Annotated in this window: 20 protein-coding genes and 1 riboswitch; of the genes, 16 read left to right on the top strand and 4 right to left on the bottom strand. The window is 71.7% G+C overall.

Going from position 1 to position 18008, the window contains the following annotated elements; translation table 11 throughout:
• Window positions 1–332 precede the first annotated feature (332 nt).
• Window positions 333–452, top strand: a riboswitch (cobalamin riboswitch).
• Window positions 453–570: 118 nt separating this feature from the next.
• The 4 genes from JYA75_RS26945 to JYA75_RS26930 are packed head-to-tail and all read left to right on the top strand — an operon-like array spanning window position 571 to window position 4250.
• On the top strand, window positions 571–1593 hold the full coding sequence (locus tag JYA75_RS26945) for an ABC transporter substrate-binding protein (RefSeq protein WP_102800113.1): 1023 nt from the start codon (window positions 571–573) through the stop codon (window positions 1591–1593).
• Window positions 1590–2705, top strand: a complete 1116-nt coding sequence (locus JYA75_RS26940) for an iron ABC transporter permease (RefSeq protein ID WP_006932005.1) — start codon at window positions 1590–1592, stop codon at window positions 2703–2705. Before JYA75_RS26945 ends, JYA75_RS26940 begins: the two co-directional genes overlap by 4 nt.
• Window positions 2702–3484, top strand: a complete 783-nt coding sequence (locus JYA75_RS26935) for an ABC transporter ATP-binding protein (protein ID WP_029541391.1) — start codon at window positions 2702–2704, stop codon at window positions 3482–3484. The genes JYA75_RS26940 and JYA75_RS26935 overlap by 4 nt, the downstream gene beginning before the upstream one ends.
• On the top strand, window positions 3477–4250 hold the full coding sequence (locus JYA75_RS26930) for a (2Fe-2S)-binding protein (protein ID WP_006932009.1): 774 nt from the start codon (window positions 3477–3479) through the stop codon (window positions 4248–4250). Before JYA75_RS26935 ends, JYA75_RS26930 begins: the two co-directional genes overlap by 8 nt.
• 4 nt (window positions 4251–4254) lie before the next feature.
• Here the strand turns inward: JYA75_RS26930 and JYA75_RS26925 are convergent, their stop codons facing one another.
• Both JYA75_RS26925 and JYA75_RS26920 read right to left on the bottom strand, forming a co-directional pair.
• On the bottom strand, window positions 4255–4659 hold the full coding sequence (locus JYA75_RS26925) for a DUF1304 domain-containing protein (protein ID WP_006932010.1): 405 nt from the start codon (window positions 4657–4659) through the stop codon (window positions 4255–4257).
• The gene (locus JYA75_RS26920; protein ID WP_043801529.1) at window positions 4656–5117 is read right to left on the bottom strand and encodes a hypothetical protein; all 462 of its coding nucleotides are present in this window, start codon (window positions 5115–5117) and stop codon (window positions 4656–4658) included. Before JYA75_RS26920 ends, JYA75_RS26925 begins: the two co-directional genes overlap by 4 nt.
• A gap of 87 nt (window positions 5118–5204) precedes the next feature.
• On the opposite strand from JYA75_RS26920, the gene JYA75_RS26915 reads away from it, so the two are divergent.
• Together JYA75_RS26915 and JYA75_RS26910 are read left to right on the top strand one after the other, a co-directional pair.
• Window positions 5205–6272, top strand: a complete 1068-nt coding sequence (locus tag JYA75_RS26915; protein ID WP_006932013.1) for a helix-turn-helix transcriptional regulator — start codon at window positions 5205–5207, stop codon at window positions 6270–6272.
• A gap of 34 nt (window positions 6273–6306) precedes the next feature.
• Window positions 6307–7572, top strand: coding sequence for a serine hydrolase domain-containing protein (locus JYA75_RS26910; protein ID WP_203329541.1), 1266 nt, complete (start codon window positions 6307–6309; stop codon window positions 7570–7572).
• 90 nt (window positions 7573–7662) lie between these two features.
• Here JYA75_RS26910 and JYA75_RS26905 read toward each other — a convergent pair whose 3' ends face one another.
• Together JYA75_RS26905 and JYA75_RS26900 are read right to left on the bottom strand one after the other, a co-directional pair.
• Window positions 7663–8424: an IclR family transcriptional regulator C-terminal domain-containing protein gene (locus JYA75_RS26905; RefSeq protein WP_203329540.1), complete on the bottom strand. Its 762-nt coding sequence runs from the start codon at window positions 8422–8424 to the stop codon at window positions 7663–7665.
• Entirely contained in the window at window positions 8421–9965 is a 1545-nt protein-coding gene (locus JYA75_RS26900) for an APC family permease (RefSeq protein ID WP_051446146.1), read from the bottom strand. Before JYA75_RS26900 ends, JYA75_RS26905 begins: the two co-directional genes overlap by 4 nt.
• A 375-nt stretch (window positions 9966–10340) precedes the next feature.
• Here JYA75_RS26900 and JYA75_RS26895 point away from each other — a divergent pair, with 375 nt between their 5' ends.
• From JYA75_RS26895 to bluB, 10 genes are all read left to right on the top strand, one after another.
• Window positions 10341–10931 carry a MauE/DoxX family redox-associated membrane protein gene (locus JYA75_RS26895; protein WP_235431167.1) on the top strand — a complete coding sequence of 197 codons (591 nt, stop codon included), beginning with the start codon at window positions 10341–10343 and terminating at the stop codon, window positions 10929–10931.
• Between the two features lie 40 nt (window positions 10932–10971).
• Window positions 10972–11586 (top strand): redoxin domain-containing protein, encoded by a 615-nt coding sequence (locus JYA75_RS26890; protein ID WP_203329539.1) that lies wholly within the window; start codon window positions 10972–10974, stop codon window positions 11584–11586.
• Window positions 11587–11630: 44 nt separating this feature from the next.
• On the top strand, window positions 11631–12293 hold the full coding sequence (locus JYA75_RS26885; RefSeq protein ID WP_168580523.1) for a methylamine dehydrogenase light chain: 663 nt from the start codon (window positions 11631–11633) through the stop codon (window positions 12291–12293).
• Entirely contained in the window at window positions 12290–13603 is a 1314-nt protein-coding gene (locus tag JYA75_RS26880) for a hypothetical protein (protein WP_065922984.1), read from the top strand. Before JYA75_RS26885 ends, JYA75_RS26880 begins: the two co-directional genes overlap by 4 nt.
• Window positions 13600–15213 carry a multicopper oxidase family protein gene (locus JYA75_RS26875; protein ID WP_203329538.1) on the top strand — a complete coding sequence of 538 codons (1614 nt, stop codon included), beginning with the start codon at window positions 13600–13602 and terminating at the stop codon, window positions 15211–15213. Before JYA75_RS26880 ends, JYA75_RS26875 begins: the two co-directional genes overlap by 4 nt.
• Before the next feature lie 11 nt (window positions 15214–15224).
• On the top strand, window positions 15225–15569 hold the full coding sequence (locus JYA75_RS26870; RefSeq protein WP_043801555.1) for a plastocyanin/azurin family copper-binding protein: 345 nt from the start codon (window positions 15225–15227) through the stop codon (window positions 15567–15569).
• Window positions 15566–15892 (top strand): cupredoxin domain-containing protein, encoded by a 327-nt coding sequence (locus JYA75_RS26865; RefSeq protein ID WP_006940361.1) that lies wholly within the window; start codon window positions 15566–15568, stop codon window positions 15890–15892. The genes JYA75_RS26870 and JYA75_RS26865 overlap by 4 nt, the downstream gene beginning before the upstream one ends.
• 46 nt (window positions 15893–15938) lie before the next feature.
• Complete coding sequence (locus tag JYA75_RS26860; RefSeq protein WP_006940359.1) at window positions 15939–16775, top strand: hypothetical protein; 837 nt, start codon at window positions 15939–15941, stop codon at window positions 16773–16775.
• Window positions 16776–16844: 69 nt separating this feature from the next.
• Window positions 16845–17339, top strand: coding sequence for a glutathione peroxidase (locus JYA75_RS26855; RefSeq protein ID WP_006940357.1), 495 nt, complete (start codon window positions 16845–16847; stop codon window positions 17337–17339).
• A gap of 5 nt (window positions 17340–17344) precedes the next feature.
• Entirely contained in the window at window positions 17345–17998 is a 654-nt protein-coding gene (gene bluB, locus JYA75_RS26850; protein ID WP_050034634.1) for a 5,6-dimethylbenzimidazole synthase, read from the top strand.
• Window positions 17999–18008 lie beyond the last annotated feature (10 nt).

Raw genomic sequence — 18008 nt, 5'->3', positions numbered from 1 at the left:
GCACGCGCCCGGATGCCGGTCACCGCCCCCTGCGCGGTGACCGGCCCCGCCGGTCCGCCGCATCACCCGACGTTCCGGCGCGTTGCCCCTCGGAAGAGGGGCCGGTGGCGACGCCCCGGCCGCACGAGGGCGCAGTCCGTTCGACAGCCACCATCAATCGGAACGCACCGGGGATCGCCGCGGTTCCGGAGCCGAGGTCGCGAACGGGGTGAAAGTGAGGGTGAAAACCGGGGGAGGGCGGCGGACGATGGAACGGCGCTCCGGGTGGCCGTCCCGACGGACCCGCGCACCGGTGGCCGACCCTGCGATGCGAGCCGGCCGCCGACATGCATAATGGCCGCAGCGTTGCTGACGCCCGTGCAGGGAAAGTCCGGTCCGAGTCCGGCGCTGACCCGCAACGGTAGGCCGTCCATCCGACGGTGAGCCCGATCGCCTGCACGGGGGTGCGCGACTCCGGTATTTCGTCGTGGTCTACGAGATGGAGTCCAGCAGGGTAGCCGGTGCCCGCTGTCCGGGGTCGCTGCCGTGCCGGAGTCTGCCTCGTGCCACCTGAGCAGAGCACGAGGTCCCATGCCCGTCGACTTCCGCCGTCCCGTGCGAGACGCCGCCGCGGTTCTCGCCGCCCTGACCGTCGCCACCGCGGCCCTGTCGGGTTGCTCGCGGGGCGCAGACACCGGCGCCACCCCGCCGGCCGCGGCCTTCGGCGAACCGGTGACGATCACCAACTGCGGACGCACCGCGACCTACGACGCGCCCCCGCAGCGGATCGTGTCGATGAACGACCACGTCACCGAAACCCTGATCCAGATGGGCGTGGGGGATCGCATCGTCGGTATGGGCTACGGCGAGAAGGACGACCCGCTGCCCGAGACGGCCGAGCAGTTCCGGGCGATTCCGTCGCTGGCTGCCGAGTACCCCACGTACGAGCAGATCCGCGACCTCGACCCGGATCTGGTCGTCGGCGGGATGCGCAGCGCATTCGACGACAAGACCGGACGCGGGCGGGACGCACTCGAGCAGGCGGGTATCCGCACGTTCCTGTTCTCCGAGTACTGCGGTGCCGGCTTCTCCGATATCGCGTTGCTGGAGAACGACTTCGCCCAACTCGGCGCCCTCCTCGGTACCGAGGAACAGGCCGCGGCCCTGACCGAATCGATTACCGCGGAACTCGACGCGGTACGCGCCCGCCTGGAGCAGGCCGCCGTCGCGCCGGTGCGCACCTTCTTCTACGACTCGGGCGAAGCCGAGCCGCTCTCGGTCGGCGGCGTGGGCATCGGCAACCTCATCGCCGAATACGCCGGCGCCGACAACATCACCGCCGAAGGCCCGAAACCGTACTTCACCACCGGCTGGGAGGTCGTCGGCGAGCGCGCACCCGAGGCGATCGTCGTACTCGACTACGGCGCGACCAGCGCGGAGGACAAGATCGCCTATCTGAAGAACCAGCCGATCGTGGCCACCACGCCCGCCGTGCGCAACGATCGTTTCGTCGTCGTGCCGCTCGACGACTTCTTCGAGAGCTCGCGCATGGTCGACTCGGTCGCGACGATCGCCCGCGGACTGCACCCGGCCGCGTTCACGGATCCGGAATGACCCCCGCCGGTACCCTGGCCGACGCATCGGCGCCGCACGCCGGCGCCGCGGCGCCGGCCGCGCGGGGACGGGACGGGGGCGCGGCGCGTCGTTCGCTGTGGCTGATCCTGCCGCCGCTGCTCGCCGCACTCGTGCTGGCGCTGGCGGGCGCCGTGTCGCTGGGCACGGTGAACATCCCCTTCGGCGACGTGTGGGCGATCGTCGCGCACCGCCTCGCACCGGGGGCCTTCACGCCGTGGTGGACCGCGGCGCGGGAAGCGATCGTCGTCGAATCACGCCTGCCCCGGGCGTTGACGGCCGCCGTCGTCGGTGCCGCGCTCGCGATCGCCGGGGTGGTGGCGCAGGCGGTGACCCGCAACCCGCTGGCCGACCCCTACCTGTTGGGCGTGTCCTCCGGTGCCGGGTTCGGGGTGGTGCTGGTGACGGTCCTGGGTGTCGGCAGCGGCGCACTCGGAGCGTTCACCCTGCCGTTCGCGGCCTTCCTCGGAGCCCTGTTTCCGCTCGCCGGCGCGATCGCGGTGAGTCTGCGCGCCCATGCCGTCACCGCGATCGTCCTCGTCGGCGTGGCGATGTCGATGGTGTTCTCTGCGGCGACCACCTTCACCCTGCTGGTCCTGGGTGACGACCGTCAGATCGGTACGGTGATGCGTTGGCTGGCAGGAGGATTCGGGGATGCGACGTGGTCGATGCTCGCCGCGCCGGCGCTGGTCCTGCTCACCGTCGGCGGCGGCGTCCTGCTGTGCGGCCGGCAGCTGAACCTGCTGCTCGTCGGCGACGACGGGGCGACCGCCCTGGGAATGGACGTGCGGCGGTTCCGCATCCTGATCCTGCTGGCGGTCTCTCTGCTCACCGCCGCGGCGGTGGCCGTCTCGGGGACCGTCGGATTCATCGGACTGCTGATCCCGCACATCGCCGGCCATCTCGTCGGCCGCAACACCGTCCGGCTGATACCCGTGGCGGCGGTGGCCGGGGCGCTCGCGCTGGTCCTGGCCGACATGGTCGCCCGTTCGGTCAGCGGCTCGACCGAGCTGCCGGTGGGGGTCGTCACCGGTCTGCTCGGTGCGCCCGCCTTCCTCGTCATGCTGTGGCGCAGCTACGGGCGGGCACGATGACCCGCCTGCGCGCCACCGGGGTCCGCGCGCGGCTGGGCGAACGCACCGTACTCGACGGGGTGGACCTCGACGTGGCCCCGGGCCGGGTGCTCGCCCTCGTCGGGCCCAACGGCAGCGGCAAGACGACCCTGCTGCGCGCCTGTTACCGCGCGGTGCGGGTCGGGGCCGGCGCGATCACCGTCGGCGACGAGGACGTCACGGACCTGAAGCGCCGCACGCTCGCGCGCCTCGTCGGGGTCGGCGTCCAGGAGCCGGTCTCGCTCGGTGGGACGACCGTGCGCGAATCGGTGCAGCTGGGACGCACCGCCCGGCGGGGATGGCTCGAACCGTTCGGTGACGACGACCGGGTGGTCGTCGAGGATGTGCTCGGCCGGCTCGGGCTGCTGCACCTCGCCGATCGCGACGTGCTCGCCCTGTCCGGTGGGGAACGCCAGCGTGTGTCCATAGCCCGGGCCCTGGCCCAGCAACCCCGCGTGCTCCTGCTCGACGAGCCGACGAATCATCTCGACCTGCGCCACCAGCTGACCGTGCTGGAGTTGCTGCGCAGCCTCGCCGCGGACGGGCTCGCCGTGCTGGTGACGCTGCACGACCTGCGGCTGGCGGCCGCGTACTGCGATCGCATGGCGGTACTGGACCACGGATCGGTGGTCGCTGCGGGAACCCCGGAAGACGTCCTGCATCCCGCCGTGCTGGCGGGGGTCTTCGGAGTTCGTGGCCGGGTGGCTGTGGACGGCGACGGACGACGCACGCTCGAGGTCTGGGGGCTCGCCGATGCCTGACGGGCACGCCGACGCCGCGGCGCGTGCCTACGCCGCGGCCCGAACCCTGCTCGGCGACTTCGCGCACACCGTCGACCTCGGGACCGCCGTCCTTCCGGGCACGGTGACGACCGATCCGCAGTGGCTGGCCGGACGGGTATCCGACACCGGCCGCAGGTGGGACTGCAGCGACCCTCGGGTCAACGGCACGCTCTGGTGGTACTCGGCCAGTTCGACCCTGGTGGCCGGACCCGTCGCGATGCTCCTGGCCACCGGCCACGCTCCCGATCCCGACCCGGCCCGGTTGCGCTGCGTGCTGCGGGAGGACGGCTACCTCGGCGCGGTGCGTTCCTCGCGCCTACTGCCCGGGCGCGATGCCTTTGCGCGCGCTCTCGTGCCGGCGCTGTCGGCGATCATCGCGCCGCTCGCGCGGGTGTCGGGTGCGCCGGAGCGGGCGTTGTGGGCCGTCGCGTCCGACTCGATCGCCAACCGTGCCCTCGACGCCGGGCGTGCCGCCCACCGCGTCGACGACGGGTGCACCCTCGCCGCCGCGCTGTCGCGGCCGCCGCTGCTGCCACCGCGTTTCGTCGACGTCGATCCCACCGGGAGCGTCACGGCGGCAGCTCCCGGATCGCCGGAGCCGGCGGACGGGCGACGCTTCGTGCGACGCAGCTCCTGCTGCCTGATCTACCGGGCGACCGACAGCGGCAAGTGCACGAGCTGCCCGCGCCGGTCACCGGCCGACCGCGCCGCGGCGCTGGGGCGGTACGTCGCCGCGCAGGAGTAGCGGATCAGGCTGCCGCGAGCGCGATCAGCGCGATCGCCGGTGGCGTGCACTGCGCCGCGGCACCCCCGAGCCCGGCGCCGCGGGGCCGGCTCATGGCCATGCGGTCCGAGACGAACAGGGCGATCCCGGCGAGCAGCATGAACGAACACGTGTAGAGCACGAGCGCGCGTCCGACCGTGTCCTCGCCGGCCCGCCACAGGGCCACCCCCATCAGCGCGCCGGTGCCGAGGAACAGGTTGTAGAAGCCGACGTTGAACGCCCACATCCGCACCGCTGCGACGTCGCCGGTGGGGATGCGGAACAGGTCTTCGTGTATCGACGGCCGCCGGAACAGCAGCGTCTCCCACACGAAGGCGAGCAGATGCACGGCCGCGCCGACCAGCGCGGCGACCTGCGCGAGAACGATCACGACGCACCTGCCTCCGCTGCGAGCGTGACCCCGTACCGGTCGGCGACCTCTCGGAGAATCCGACCCGTCTCGTCCGGTGGACGCTCGTGCCCGAGGGCGTCGACCGCGCCGAAGAATCCGCCCATCGAGGTCCCGGCGGCGATCAGCAGGAAGGTCGCGGCGTCGGTCAGGACGGTGAAGGAGTTCACCGTTCCCGGCGCGAGGGTGATCGTGTCCCCGGCCGCGAGCTCGTGACCGGTCGCTGCGGCACGGACCAGGATCCGGCCGCTCAGCACGTGATACGACTTGGCCCACGGTTCGGCGTGCAGCGGCGCCGGCTCGGTGCGCGGGGCCTCGACGAGGAAGAGCTCGTAGGCTCCGCCGGCGTGTGCACCGGTGGACAGGACCGTGACGGTTGCGTCGGGCAGGGTGAGGCGACGGCCCTCGCCCATCCTGCAGAGTTCGATGTTGTCTGACATGTCTGTCACGTTAGGAACCGCCCGGCCGGTGGCCCATCCCCGAAAACGGGGATGGGTACAGGCCCGCCACCAGCGCATACTGGGTTCATGCTCGAGATCCGGGCGGAGAAGGTGGGCCGCGAGGTGGTGGCGCTCGCGGCCGCGGGCGCCGATGTGACGCAGGTGCACGGGCGCGCCATCGAACTCGTCGGCCGGACGGTGCGCAGCGACCTGACGTGCTGGGCGATGATCGATCCCCGGTCCCTGACGATCGGTTCCATGACGAGCGGACCCGACCGGGTTCCACCGGAATACGAGCCGCTGCTCGCCGAGAGCGAGTACCGCGGGCGGGATCCCGGCACTTTCGCCGAGCTGTTCCGCAACGGCCGCAGTGCGGCCCGGGGATCCGAGCTGCCCCCGGACGAGGTGGCCCACAGTCTTCGCCACGCCGGGGTGTGGCGTCCGCTCGGGTTGGACCACGAACTGCGCGTGATCTTCCGCATCGGCGGACTGTGCTGGGGTGCGGCCGGATTCGTTCGGTCCGGGGCGGACTTCACCGACTCGGAGGTCGAGTTCCTCACGCGGGTGGCGCCGGCGGTGGCGTCGGCGACCCGCGCCGCCGTGTGCGCCACCGCCGCCTCGCGCCTGGGCGACCCGGGTCCGGCGGTCGTACTCACCGGGGCCGCGGGTGAGCCGCTCGCGCTCACAGCGGCCGCCCGCGACTGGCAGGACCGATTCGACGAGATCGCGCCCGGACGGCTGGCCGTCATGGTGCGCGCCGCCGCGTTCGGGGCGCGTGCGAGCGGTTCGGGTGTGTTCCGAACGCGGATCCGCGACGCCACCGGCGGGTGGATCCTGATGCGGGCCACCGCGCTGCTGGGCGGTGCCGAACCGCAGACCGTGGTCACCATCGAGCATGCGACCGGCCTCGAACTCGCCGAGTTGCTGCTCGCCGCATACGCGCTCACCGCCCGCGAACGGGACGTGTGCCTCGAGGTGATGGCCGGATACTCGACCGCCGAGATCGCCGACCGTCGCGGTATCACTCCGAACACCGTCCACGATCACCTCAAGGCGATCTACACGAAGACCGGAGTCCGCAGCAGGGCCGAACTCACCGCCCGCCTGCGGTCCGATCGGGACCTGCGCCGAACCACAGCCGCCGGGCCGGAGTGATCGCACCGGCCGAGCGCATCTGCCAAGATCAGGCATGCCCCTGAACCGGCGGATCCTGTCCGTGCTGTGCGCACTCGGCCTCCTGACCGCCTGCACGTCGACGGACGATGCCGCGCCCGGCCCGTCCGGATCCGCCGACACCGCGGCCGCATCGGGGACCGCCTCGTCGGCCGACCCCGCACAGGCCGAGGCCGTGGACCGGATCGTGCGCGACACCATGGCGGAGACGCACCTGAAGGCGGCGGTCGTGCGCGTCACGGTCGACGGCAGGGAGATCCTCACCCGCGCCTACGGCGTATCCACCACCGGCGTGCCGGCGACGACCGACATGCACTTCCGCAACGGCGCGGTGGCCATCTCCTACGTCGCCACGCTGCTGCTGCAACTCGTCGACGAGGGGAAGGTCCGCCTCGACGACAAGGTCTCGACGTGGCTGCCCGACATTCCGAATTCGGACCGGGTCAACCTCGGGCAGCTCGCCCAGATGACCTCCGGCTATGCCGACTACGTGCAGAATCCCGAACTGTCGGATGCGATCTACCGGGACCCGTTCCGGAACTGGACGCCCGACGAGCTCATCGCCTACGGCACGTCCCAGCCCCTCTTCTACGAGCCCGGCACCAACTGGAACTACGCGCACACCAACTACGTGATCCTCGGCCTGGCCCTCGAGAAGATCACCGGCCGGCCGGTGGCGGAACTGCTGCAGGAGAAGGTACTCGATCCGCTCGGGCTGGACGGCACGACGCCGTCGCAGACGCCGGCGATCCCGGAGCCGGTGCTGCATGCGTTCAGCTCGGAACGCCGGCAGGCGCTCGGGATCCCCGCCGCGACACCCTTCTACGAGGAATCCACGTTCTGGGACCCGTCCTGGACCATCACCCGCGGCGCCGTCCAGACCACCGACATCCACGACCTGCACGACACCGCGGTCGCCGTCGGCACCGGCACGCTGCTCTCCCCGGAGTCGTACCGGGCGATGGTGTCGACGGACCTGCGCGGCCGGACCACCGCGCTGCCCGGCTGCCCCACGTGCTTCCCGCAGTCCGAGGGCTACACCTATGGCCTCGGTGTGGTGGTCACCGGCAACTGGCTGATGCAGAACCCGTTGTTCGGTGGGTACGCCGCGGTCGAGGCATACCTGCCGTCGCGGAAGATCGCCGTCGCCGTCGCCGTCACCTTCGACCCGGCGGCGTTCGACGACACCGGTGCGTACCGGAACGAGGCCGACACGCTGTTCCGTCGGATCGGTGCGCACCTCGCCCCGGACGACGCACCCCCGCCGCGGCCCACCCGGTGACGAACCCCGCCGCGGCCCACCCGGTGACGAACCCCGCCGCGGCCCACCCGGTGACGAACCCCGCCGCGGCCCACCCGGTGACTCACGCCGTCACAGCAGCCCCGACAGGCGTGCCGAGCCGTCGAAGAGGAACCGCACGAGCACCGCGTCGTCCGGGGTGACCCGCGACGCCGACCCCTGCAGGTAGAGGCCGCCGACGACGAACGCCGAACGGTCCCGGATCGGCACCGCCAGCGCGGCCCGCTCGGTCCGGCACTCCTCGCCCTCGTACGCGTAGCCCGCGGCGGCGACGGCGCGCAGTTCCTCGGCGAGGACGTCGTGGTCGCAGATCGTGTGGTCGGTCAGGCGCCGCAGTTCCGGATCGGGACGCACGTGCGGATGGTGCGCCAACATGAGCTTGCCGAGGGCGTTGGCGTGCAGGTTCTTCGCGAGCACGCCGATGGCGATGATCTCGTGGTCGGGGTCCTTGTCGACGAACCGCAGCCGCCCGGCCGCGAACGAGGCGACGTGCACCCCGAATCGGGTGTGGGTGCGCAGTTCCTCGACGACGTCGTGCAGCGTCGGCGACGGGCTCGTCTCCGCGGCCGCCTGCGCGAGCTCCGCGGTGCGACGACCCAGCGCGAAGCCGGACAGGTCCGGCACGCGGACGAGGAATCCGTCGGCCACGAGCAGGTTGAGCATGCGGTACGCGGTGGTCGGCGGCACCCCGGCGAACCTGGCGATCTCCTTCGCGGACGTGCCGGGGCCGAGCTGCGCGACGGCCTCGAGCATCCCCAGCGCCTTCTGCACCGCGCGCGGCTGCTGTCCGCTGAAGTGCGAATCGTCCGCGTGCACGGACACGTGCGCGGTCAACCCGGGTTCCCGTCGCGGGGACGGGCGTCGTCGCCGGGGTGCGGGACGTCCGGGAGGATGCGCCGCCGCCCGTCCGCGCCGATCACGAGGGTCCCCGCCCCGGGGAGGATGTCCCCGGTCTCGACCGAGTCGAACGCACCGATGGTCGTCAGGCTGCCGGGCCGGACCCGGCGCAGCACGTACTGCCACACCGTGCCGGACGCCGCGACCGCCGAGAGTGTCGCGGGCACGACCCATACGCCGTGCGCGGTGCCGTCGACGGCGATGTAGCCGAGCAGGCCCATCCCCAGGACCGAGACGAACAGCGCGGCCGCCCGCGTCACGACGGTGTGCTCGCCGATGCGGTGCAGGAATCGCAGCGACGCGACGGCCACCAGCGTGTAGGCCACGACGAGGCCGATCTCCACGACGCCGTCGAACGCCCCCGAATCCGCCCCCGCGAGGGACGCGTACAGGCACGCGCCGGCGAAACCCGCGGCGGTGAAGGAGAGCACGCCCACGTGCGGGGTGCGGAACCGGTCGTGGACACGGGCGAGGGCGCTCGGCAGCACCCGCTCGACACCCATCGAGTACAGCAGCCGGGAACCCGCCTGCGCGCACCCCAGGGTCGACGCGAGCCACGAGCACGTCATGCCCGCCTGCACCGCGAGCACCACACCGACGCTCGCGCCGGACGCCGTGCCGTCGAAGTACGCGCCGACGACGACGGCGCCGTGGCCGGACAACGCGGCCCACGCCGCGAACACGAACAGGACACCGACGACGACGGGGGAGATCAGCACGGTGCGAGTGACGGTCACCAACGGCCGCTTGGCCTCCGGGCCGAAGAACGCGGCGCTCTCGAAGCCCGCCATCGACAGCACGGTGAGCATCGCGAGGAACGGCATGAGGCTCAGGGGTGCGTCCGGCAGTTCGGTGGTGGCCGTGCCCGCACCGGCCGGGGTGCCGAGCATGAGCGCCACGATGAGCACGAGCGAGCACGCCTCGACGAGCAGGATGGCGCGCGTCGCGAACCGCACGCCGCGCACCGTGATCACCGCGACGGCAACCGCGACGAGACCGATCGTGACCGACCACGGCGCGGCGCCGGGCACGTGCATGCCGAGCAGGTCTGCGATGCGGAGCAGGCTCTGTGCGGCCTGCGACATCACCGAGATCGAGATGCCGAGATAGCCCAGCAGCAGCGCCGCGCCCGTGGTGAGGGTCGCGCGGGCACTCAGGCCCTGGAACACGAAGCTGTAGAGCGACCCGGCCGCGGCGAGGCGCCGCGTGAACTGCGTGATGCACAGCGCCACCAGCACCACCACGGCGGTGGTCCCCGCGATCGCCAGCAGACCGCCGACGCCCGGCCGGTGGGTCACCATCCACAGCGCGATGAACACCATCCCGGTTGCCGGCGCGATCGTCGACAGGGACTGGCCGAGCAGATCGATCGGGGTGAGCTGACGGCGGCCGAGGGCGCGCAGCGGCGAATACACCGGATCCCGATGGGTTTCGGCGTCCCGTGAGCGGGCAATCGCGGCCCGGAGTGCGGTTGTCACGATCGTCGTATCCCGTCTGTGCGTCCGTGCAGCCGGCGGTGCCGGCACCTCGGGCGGTGAAGCGCCTCAGGGCGAGGGACAACGTAGCGCCGCGGTGTTACGCGACGGTTACCTCCGCGAACGACATGTGGACGGCAAGTGGGAATCCGCCCGACGCGGCGCTGTGGCCCGCGCCACCGCACGGCCCCGTGCCCCGTGCGGACACGGTCCCCCGAGCGCCGGAGACCGTGTCCCACCTGCAGTGTCCGCATGGGGCGCGCCGCCACGGCCGGTTCCACTCGCGGTGCCCCCGGACGTTTCCCCGACGACCCGTTCGCGACGCATCCGGTGCGCACGATTGACCGGCACGATCACTCGACTGCGAAGGGGACGACCATGATCTGGGCGGTGGTTGCGGCGCTCGTCGGCGGGACGTTGTTGCTCGCCGGGGTGCCGAAGGCCGGCGATCACGAGGGGCTGCTGCGCGTCGTCCGCGGCTATCGGCTGCTGCCGCCCGTGTTGGAACGGGCGGTCGCGCGGGTGTTGCCCGCCGCGGAGATCGCCGTGGGTGCCCTGCTGGTGCTCGGCGTCGCCGGCAGTGCCGCCGCGGCTGTCGCGGCGGTGCTGTTCCTCGGCTTCTTCGTCGGTCTCACCGTGAACCTCGCGCGGGGCCGGCGCGAGCTCGACTGCGGCTGCTTCGCGTTCGGCGGCCACGGCGAGGCACCGCGCATCGGCTGGTTCCACTCCGTGCGGGCCGGTGCGTTCGCCGCCGCGTCGATCGTGCTGGCCCTCACCGGACCCGCGACGATCGCCGCGCTCCAGCAGGTGGCGGCAATCGCGCTCGCGGCGCTCGCGCTCGCCGCCGGGCTCGCGGTGGCCCAGTTGCGCTCCGTGGTCCACGTCGGGCGCCGGCCCGTCGACGAGCACCTGACCGGCGCGTCCATCGAACTGCGCGCGGTCTCTGCCGTGTCGCGCTACGGGGCCTGAAACCATTTCTTCCACAACATTTTCCGAGACAGGACGACAGATGGACACCATATTTCTCGTTGCGATCATCGTGCTGGTGGTGGCGGTCGCCGTGTTGTTCCTGATGGTGCTCGCGCTGGCCCGCGAGATCGGCCGGGTGCAGGTCCGGCTCGGCCCCCTCGGGGCCCGCATGATGGACACCGGTCCGAAGATCGAGCAGGCCGGCCCGTCCTTCCGGGGCCTCACCGACCATGTGGGCCGCACCGTCGACGTCGGCGGCCACCGCGACAGGCCGCAGCTGCTGCTGTTCACGGCGCCCACCTGTTCCACCTGCAAGAGCCTGCTGCCCGGCATCCGGGCGATGGCCAAGGCGGAGAAGGACCTCGACGTCGTGATCGTCTCCGACGGCACACCCGAGGAACACCGGCAGTTCCTCGCCGGAAGCAACATCGGCACCGAACTGAGCTACGTCGATGGCCGCGACGTCGGCATCGCCTACCAGGTCGGCACCACCCCCTACGGGGTGATCCTCGACGAGCACGGCAGGATCCGCGCCAAGGGGCTGTGCAACCACATGGCCCAGGTCGAGAGCCTGCTCAACGCCCTCGAGACCGGCACCCCGTCGCTGCAGCACCTGCACGAACAGGCCAAGGCCCGCGCCGCCGCGAGCGCCTGAATCCCGCCTTCCCCCTGGACGAACGGAGAGATGCGTTGGAAGAGATGTACGAGAACCGGTATCCGGTCGACGAGGAGACCGTCAAGGAACAAGCCGCCTGGATGGCCGGCAAGGGCGGCTCGTTCATGAGCCGGACCGGACGCCGGATGTCGGAACAGGTGTCGCGCCGCTCGATGATCAGCCGCCTCGGCCGCTGGACGATGGGCGTGTCGGGGGTGGCGCTCATCAGTTCGCTTCCGGTGACGCGCACCGCGTTCGCGCAGGAACCCGCCCCCGAGGCCGGCCCGGAACCGCTCGTGCCCGTGTACGACGGCAAGGATCCCGCCGAGTGCGAGTACTGGCGCTGGTGCAACATGGACGGCACCTCCTGCGCTGCCTGCAACGGAGGCGGAGTGACCACGTGCGCGCCGGGCAGCAAGCCGGGCGCCGAATTCTGGGTGGGCTGCTGCACCAACCCCGACACCGGCAAGACCTACCTGATCGCCTACTACGACTGCTGCGGCGCCCCGTCGTGCTCCAACGCCTTCTGCGGCGAGCCCGATATGCAGGCCGTCATGTACAACCCGGTCTCGGGCAGCTACGACCAGGAGATCATCTGGTGCGTGTCCGACGAATCCCAGTCGTACACCTGCACCATGGCCCCCATCATCGGCGAGGACTGCCAGGCTCGTCCCGCCGACCGCCCGAAGGTCGGTGCCGGATCATGACATCGCGTTCCCGCCGCCTCGTGCGTCCCGCCGCGGCCGTCGTTCCGCTCGCGCTGCTCGTCACCCTCGCCGGTTGCGGCTCGTCCGGCGACGACGCGAACACCGCCGGCGACGTCACCTATCCCACCGTCGAATTCAGCACCCCCGGCGAGGGCATCTCGCTCGGCCACGACGACCAGGAGATCGGCGACACCATCCCCGAACCGCTGCACGTCGCCGAGATCGACCCCATCCGACGTGACCAGCTCGTCGCCGTGGCAGGCGGATTCGGCAAGCTCGAGCTCGGCGTCAACGTCCTCGACCCGAAGACGGGCGTCGCCGGCAGCCGCATCGTCGTCGGCCCCGGCATCTGGGACCCCGTGATCCACGGCTTCGTCGGCGAGACCCCGTCCGATCCGGCCGTTCTCGCCGCCGAGGTGTGGCGCCCCCGCGGCTCGCGGGGGGCCGCGGACTTCACCGTCAGCACCTACTCCGGGAATCTGCTCGAGCCGGCCGAGGCGCTGCTGCCCGACGTCGCGCGCGTGCACTCGCGGCCCGGTTCCAACGCGGTCACCTCCGACGGGCGGTACTTCGTCACGTGGGACGACGGGCTCTACGGCGTCCGCGTCGTGGACCTCGAGACGAAGCAGCAGAGCGGGGCCGTGCAGATCGTCGGCTGCGGACCGTTCACCTGGACCGTGGACCACGAGATCTACAGCGTGTGCGAGGAGACCGGCGAGCTGATCCGGATCTCCGTCGGCGACGACGGCGTGCCGGCCGAGACCGCCCGGGCGAAGGTGCTGCCGGAGGACTTCGTCAGCGCCCGGAAGGTCGGGTGGGCCGCCGAGGCGCGCAAGGCCCTGCTGGTCGGGGAGAACGGCGACGTGTACGTCTTCGACTTCTCGAACGGCCTGCCGCAGGGCGCGGTGACGCCGATCGGCAACGCCGGTCAGCCCGACGGGCGGTTCGCGAGCGACGTCATCGACAACACCGGCACCCGGATCGCGATCGCCTACACCGACTCACCGATCCATCCCAGTTCCGCGCGCGGCGGCGACCTGGCCCGCATCGTGCTGTCCGACGCCGCGAACCTCGCCCCGATCCGGTCGCTGAGCCTGCAGGACCTGGGGCTGACCGACATCGCGAGCATGGCGTTCTCCGTCGACGGCGCGACGTTCTACGTCCTCGGTGGCAATCCGGAGGGTCAGGGCGAGGCGGCACAGCGCATCGTCGGGTTCGACGCCGCGACCGGGCAACAGGTCTCCTCGGCGGAGATCAGCGGCAACGTCGAGGATTTCACCGACCTGCTCACCCCCGAGGTGATCGGATGAGACAACCCGACAACGGGTTGGGCCGGCGCCGATTCCTCGCCCTGGGCTCCCTCGGAGCCGGGGCGCTGGGAATGAGCGCGCTCGGGTTCGGTGCCGCCGGCTGCGCTACCGCATCGTCCGGTACGCAGCCGGCGGCCGCCGGCTCGGACACACGATCGGCGGCGTCCGATCTCGACTACATTTCCCCGGCCGATCCGGAGATCGCCGCCGCCGAGGCCGCCCGCGGGTGGAACGGCACCGTGGCGTCGTTCGCGCTCGCCGCCGGATTCTCCACCGTCGACCTGGGCGGACGCCTGGTCGACACCTGGACCTACGGCGGGCACGCCGTCGCCCCGGAACTGCGGGTACGCAAGGGCGACCGGCTCGACGCCGTGGTGCGCAACGACCTGGACGCCGACACCACGCTCCACTGGCACGGCATCCGGATCCGCAACGACATGGACGGCGCAGCGCCCGTCACCCAGGCGGCGATCGCACCGGGCACGACGTTCGACTACAGCTTCGTCGTCCCGGACCCCGGCACCCACTGGTACCACTCGCACAGCGGCCTGCAGGCCGACCGCGGCCTGTTCGGGGCCCTGATCGTGGAGGACCCCGACGACCGCACCGGCGCCGACGCCGACGCCGTCCTGGTCCTCGACGACTGGGTCGACGGCCTGGGCACCACGCCCGACGCCGTGCTCACGGCGCTCAACCCCGCGATCTCCGGCGGTCACGGCGGCCACGGCGGTGGTGCGGCACCCGGCGCACACCCGGCCGGCGACACGGACGTCGCCCGGCGGCTGGTGAGCGCCGGGCACGGCGATTCCGCGCCCCTCGGCGGGATGACCCAGCACATCGCGTATCCGTTGCACCTGATCAACGGTCGTCCCCCGAATGATCCCGCCCCGGTCGTCGCCGCGGCGGGACAGCGGTTGCGGCTGCGGATCGTCAACGCGGCGGCGGAGACCCCGTACCGGTTCGCGGTGGCCGGGCACGAACTCACGATCGTCGCGGCGGACGGCTTCGACGTGCAGCCCACCGTCGCCGATACGATCGTCGTCGGAATGGCGCAACGCTACGACGTCCTCGTCACCGTGAAGTCGGGCGTGTGGCCGATCGTCGCGAAGGTCGAAGGGCGGCAAGGGTATGCCTCGACGGTGCTGCGCACCCCGGATGCGGTGCCGATGACCGACGCCGACGTGGGCGATGCGATCCCCGAACTCGGCGGCCGGCTCGTCGCGGAGAGCGCGTTGCGGCCTGCCGACACCGTGCGGCTCGACCCGCGCGAACCCGACCGGGACTACCGGATCGAGCTGATCCAGGCAGGGGACCGCTACGTGTGGGGCATGGCCGGCGCCGACGCCGGCCGCCTCGTCATGAAACAGGGTGAACGCGTACGGATCACGATGAAGAACTCGTCCACCATGTGGCACCCCATGCACACGCACGGACACACCTTCGCGATCGGCGCGTACGGCGGGTTGCGCCGCGACACGGTCAACGTGCTGCCCGGCACCGAACTTGCGATCGAATTCGATGCCGACAATCCGGGCGAATGGATGTTCCACTGCCACAACGCCTACCACTTCGAAGCCGGCATGACCGCGAACCTGCGGTACATCCGATGAGAGGAATCGCCATGAGAAGGTCCGTCACCCTGCTCGCCGGCCTGCTGACCGCGGCGAGCCTGTCCGCGTGCGGCAGCGCCGGAGGTTCGGCCGAACCGGCCGTCGTCGTGGAGGTGAGGAACATGGCCTACAACCCGGAGTCGGTGACGATCGAGAAGGGGCAGACCGTCGAATGGCGATTCGACGACGGCGGACTGCCGCACGACGTCGTGGGCGAGGGCCCCCTCGAGGGGGAGCTGAAGAGTGAACTCCTCACCGAGGGAACGTATTCCTACACCTTCGACGAAGCCGGCACGTTCACCTATCACTGCACGCCGCACCCGATGATGGTCGGCACCGTGATCGTCCGGGAATGACCCGGCGGCCGGGGTGGGCTGCGGCCCTGCTGCTTCCGCTCGTCACGGCCTGCGGCCCGTCCGAGCGGCCCCCGGACGCGGTGGTGGTCGTCAGCAACGTCCACTTCGCTCCGCCCGACGTGACCGTGCCGGCCGGCGGCACCGTCGAATGGCGGTTCGAGGACGGCGGGGTGCTGCACCAGGTCACGTCGGAGGGGCGGTTCGACAGCGGGATCACCGGGGGAGGCACGTACTCCCACACCTTCGACGAACCGGGAACCTACGAGTACACCTGCTCGGTCCACCGGTACATGACCGGCACCGTCACCGTCACCGAATCCTGAACCAGTCGTCCGAATCCGGAGAACACCGACCCCCTTGGAGGAAGTCATGACAGCAGTACTCACGCACGAGCCGCTGACGACGGACGTGCCGGACATCCGTCCCACCCTGCAGAAGGCCGTGCCGTCGCGCACCCGGGCGGCGCTGATCGCCGCCGCCGGCGTCGCCGGTGCCGGGGCGGCGGCGCTCCTCACGCCGTCGGGACCCGCCGCGACGACCGCCGCGGTCGTGGGTGCCGGCGCCGTCACCGCCCTGGCCGCGAACTGGTCGACGTGCGGCATGTCGGTCGCCGGCGTCGTCGCGGCTCCGAAGCAGCCCGACCGCGCGGGCTCGTCGACGCCGGTGCGCCGGCTGGGCTGGCACGCGCTCGGGTCGGTCGCGACCGGCGCCCCCACCGGTGCGCTCGTCGGCGCGCTCGGTGCGCTCGTCGCCGGATCCGTCCCGGTGACGTGGGCGCTCGTCGCGTGGGGCGTCGTCGCGTTCGCCTACGGTCTGCACGAGCTGGGTCTGGTGACGCTGCCGACGCCGATGCGCCGCCGGCAGCTGCCGCGGCACCTGCGCCGGTCGATGGCCCCGTGGAAGGTCTCGCTGCTCTTCGGCGCCATGATCGGACCCGGCTTCGTGATCTTCATCCGGTCGAGCGCGTACTACCTGCTGGTGCTCGGCGTCGCCGTGGTCGGCTCCCCGGCGCTCGGCGCCGCCCTGTTCACGCTCGTCTCGCTCGGCCGGTGCCTGCCGAGCCTGCTGGCGATCCTGCACACCCGCGGCGGCGGGTCGATGCCGGGCTTCCTGTCGGCGATGTGCGTGGTCGACCGCCGCGTGCAGACGCTGACCGGCGCCGTGCTCGTCGCCCTCGGCGCGTTCGCGGTCGTCGCCGCACTCTGACGTGCCGGTTCGCGGCGGGTTCCGGGCGCACTACCGCACCCGGGACCGCCGCGACTAACGTCGGGCGGCATGACGACTTCTCTGCAGAACATCGGCATCAACACCCTCGGCGGGGTGCCCACCTCCCTCGCCGAGTTCGACGGCCGCGCGGTCCTCGTGGTCAACGTCGCCTCCAAGTGCGGCCTGACCCCGCAGTACACGGCGCTCGAGAAGCTCGCCGTCGAGTACGCGGACCGGGGCCTGACCGTGGTCGGTGTGCCGTGCAACCAGTTCATGGGCCAGGAGCCGGGCACCGCCGAGGAGATCCGGACCTTCTGCTCCACCAACTACGGCGTCACGTTCCCGCTGATGGAGAAGATCGACGTCAACGGCGAGAGCCGGCACCCCCTCTACACCGAGCTCACCCAGCACCCCGACGCGAACGGGGAGGCCGGCGACGTGCAGTGGAACTTCGAGAAGTTCCTCGTCGCGCCGGACGGGAACGTCGTCGCCCGGTTCCGGCCGCGCACCGAGCCCGACGCCCCCGAGGTGATCGCGGCCATCGAAGCCGCGCTGCCCCGCTGACCGCGATGACCGACACCATCGATGCGCGGGCGGCCCTGTACGACGTGATCCGTGCGCGCCGCGACGTCCGCGCGGAGTTCACCGGCGAGCGCGTCGACGAGCAGGTCCTGTGGCGGGTGCTGGGTGCGGCGCACGCCGCGCCCAGCGTCGGCAACACCCAGCCGTGGGACTTCGTGGTGGTCCGCGACCCGCAGCGGCTCGCCGAGTTCGCCGACCACGTCGCCGGATGCCGTCGCGCGTTCGCGGACTCGCTGCCGGAGGAGCGGCGGCGCACCTTCGACCCCATCAAGGTCGAGGGCATCGCCGAGTCCGGCACCGGGATCGTGGTCACCTACGACCCGTCGCGGGGCGGGCAGCACATCCTCGGCCGGCACACGATCGACGACGTGGGCGTGTTCTCGGCGGTGCTGTCGATCCAGAACCTGTGGCTCGCGGCGACCGTCGAAGGACTCGGTGTCGGCTGGGTCTCGTTCTACGACGAGGCGTTCCTCGCCGACTTCGTCGGGGCGCGGACCCCGGTGCGGCCGATCGCGTGGCTGTGCGTCGGCCCCGTGACGCGGTTGCAGGAGGTGCCGGACCTCGAACGGTTCGGGTGGCGGACCGGCCGGCCCCTCGCCGACGCCGTGCATGCCGAAACCCTTCAGGTCCGCGACGCCTGACGTTCACCCG

Origin of the sequence: Rhodococcus sp. PSBB066 (assembly GCF_017068255.1) — a bacterium.
Classification (GTDB): Bacteria; Actinomycetota; Actinomycetes; order Mycobacteriales; family Mycobacteriaceae; genus Rhodococcus; species Rhodococcus aetherivorans.
This window is presented reverse-complemented; position numbering and strand designations above follow the sequence as displayed.

Bases quoted from the DNA above. Each gene is read 5' to 3' on its own strand.
- JYA75_RS26945 (WP_102800113.1), top strand. From the start codon at position 571: ATGCCCGTCGACTTCCGCCGTCCCGTGCGAGACGCCGCCGCGGTTCTC.
- JYA75_RS26940 (WP_006932005.1), top strand. From the start codon at position 1,590: ATGACCCCCGCCGGTACCCTGGCCGACGCATCGGCGCCGCACGCCGGC.
- JYA75_RS26935 (WP_029541391.1), top strand. From the start codon at position 2,702: ATGACCCGCCTGCGCGCCACCGGGGTCCGCGCGCGGCTGGGCGAACGC.
- JYA75_RS26930 (WP_006932009.1), top strand. From the start codon at position 3,477: ATGCCTGACGGGCACGCCGACGCCGCGGCGCGTGCCTACGCCGCGGCC.
- JYA75_RS26920 (WP_043801529.1), bottom strand. From the start codon at position 5,117: ATGTCAGACAACATCGAACTCTGCAGGATGGGCGAGGGCCGTCGCCTC.
- JYA75_RS26915 (WP_006932013.1), top strand. From the start codon at position 5,205: ATGCTCGAGATCCGGGCGGAGAAGGTGGGCCGCGAGGTGGTGGCGCTC.
- JYA75_RS26910 (WP_203329541.1), top strand. From the start codon at position 6,307: ATGCCCCTGAACCGGCGGATCCTGTCCGTGCTGTGCGCACTCGGCCTC.
- JYA75_RS26895 (WP_235431167.1), top strand. From the start codon at position 10,341: ATGATCTGGGCGGTGGTTGCGGCGCTCGTCGGCGGGACGTTGTTGCTC.
- JYA75_RS26890 (WP_203329539.1), top strand. From the start codon at position 10,972: ATGGACACCATATTTCTCGTTGCGATCATCGTGCTGGTGGTGGCGGTC.
- JYA75_RS26885 (WP_168580523.1), top strand. From the start codon at position 11,631: ATGTACGAGAACCGGTATCCGGTCGACGAGGAGACCGTCAAGGAACAA.
- JYA75_RS26880 (WP_065922984.1), top strand. From the start codon at position 12,290: ATGACATCGCGTTCCCGCCGCCTCGTGCGTCCCGCCGCGGCCGTCGTT.
- JYA75_RS26875 (WP_203329538.1), top strand. From the start codon at position 13,600: ATGAGACAACCCGACAACGGGTTGGGCCGGCGCCGATTCCTCGCCCTG.
- JYA75_RS26870 (WP_043801555.1), top strand. From the start codon at position 15,225: ATGAGAAGGTCCGTCACCCTGCTCGCCGGCCTGCTGACCGCGGCGAGC.
- JYA75_RS26865 (WP_006940361.1), top strand. From the start codon at position 15,566: ATGACCCGGCGGCCGGGGTGGGCTGCGGCCCTGCTGCTTCCGCTCGTC.
- JYA75_RS26860 (WP_006940359.1), top strand. From the start codon at position 15,939: ATGACAGCAGTACTCACGCACGAGCCGCTGACGACGGACGTGCCGGAC.
- JYA75_RS26855 (WP_006940357.1), top strand. From the start codon at position 16,845: ATGACGACTTCTCTGCAGAACATCGGCATCAACACCCTCGGCGGGGTG.
- bluB (WP_050034634.1), top strand. From the start codon at position 17,345: ATGACCGACACCATCGATGCGCGGGCGGCCCTGTACGACGTGATCCGT.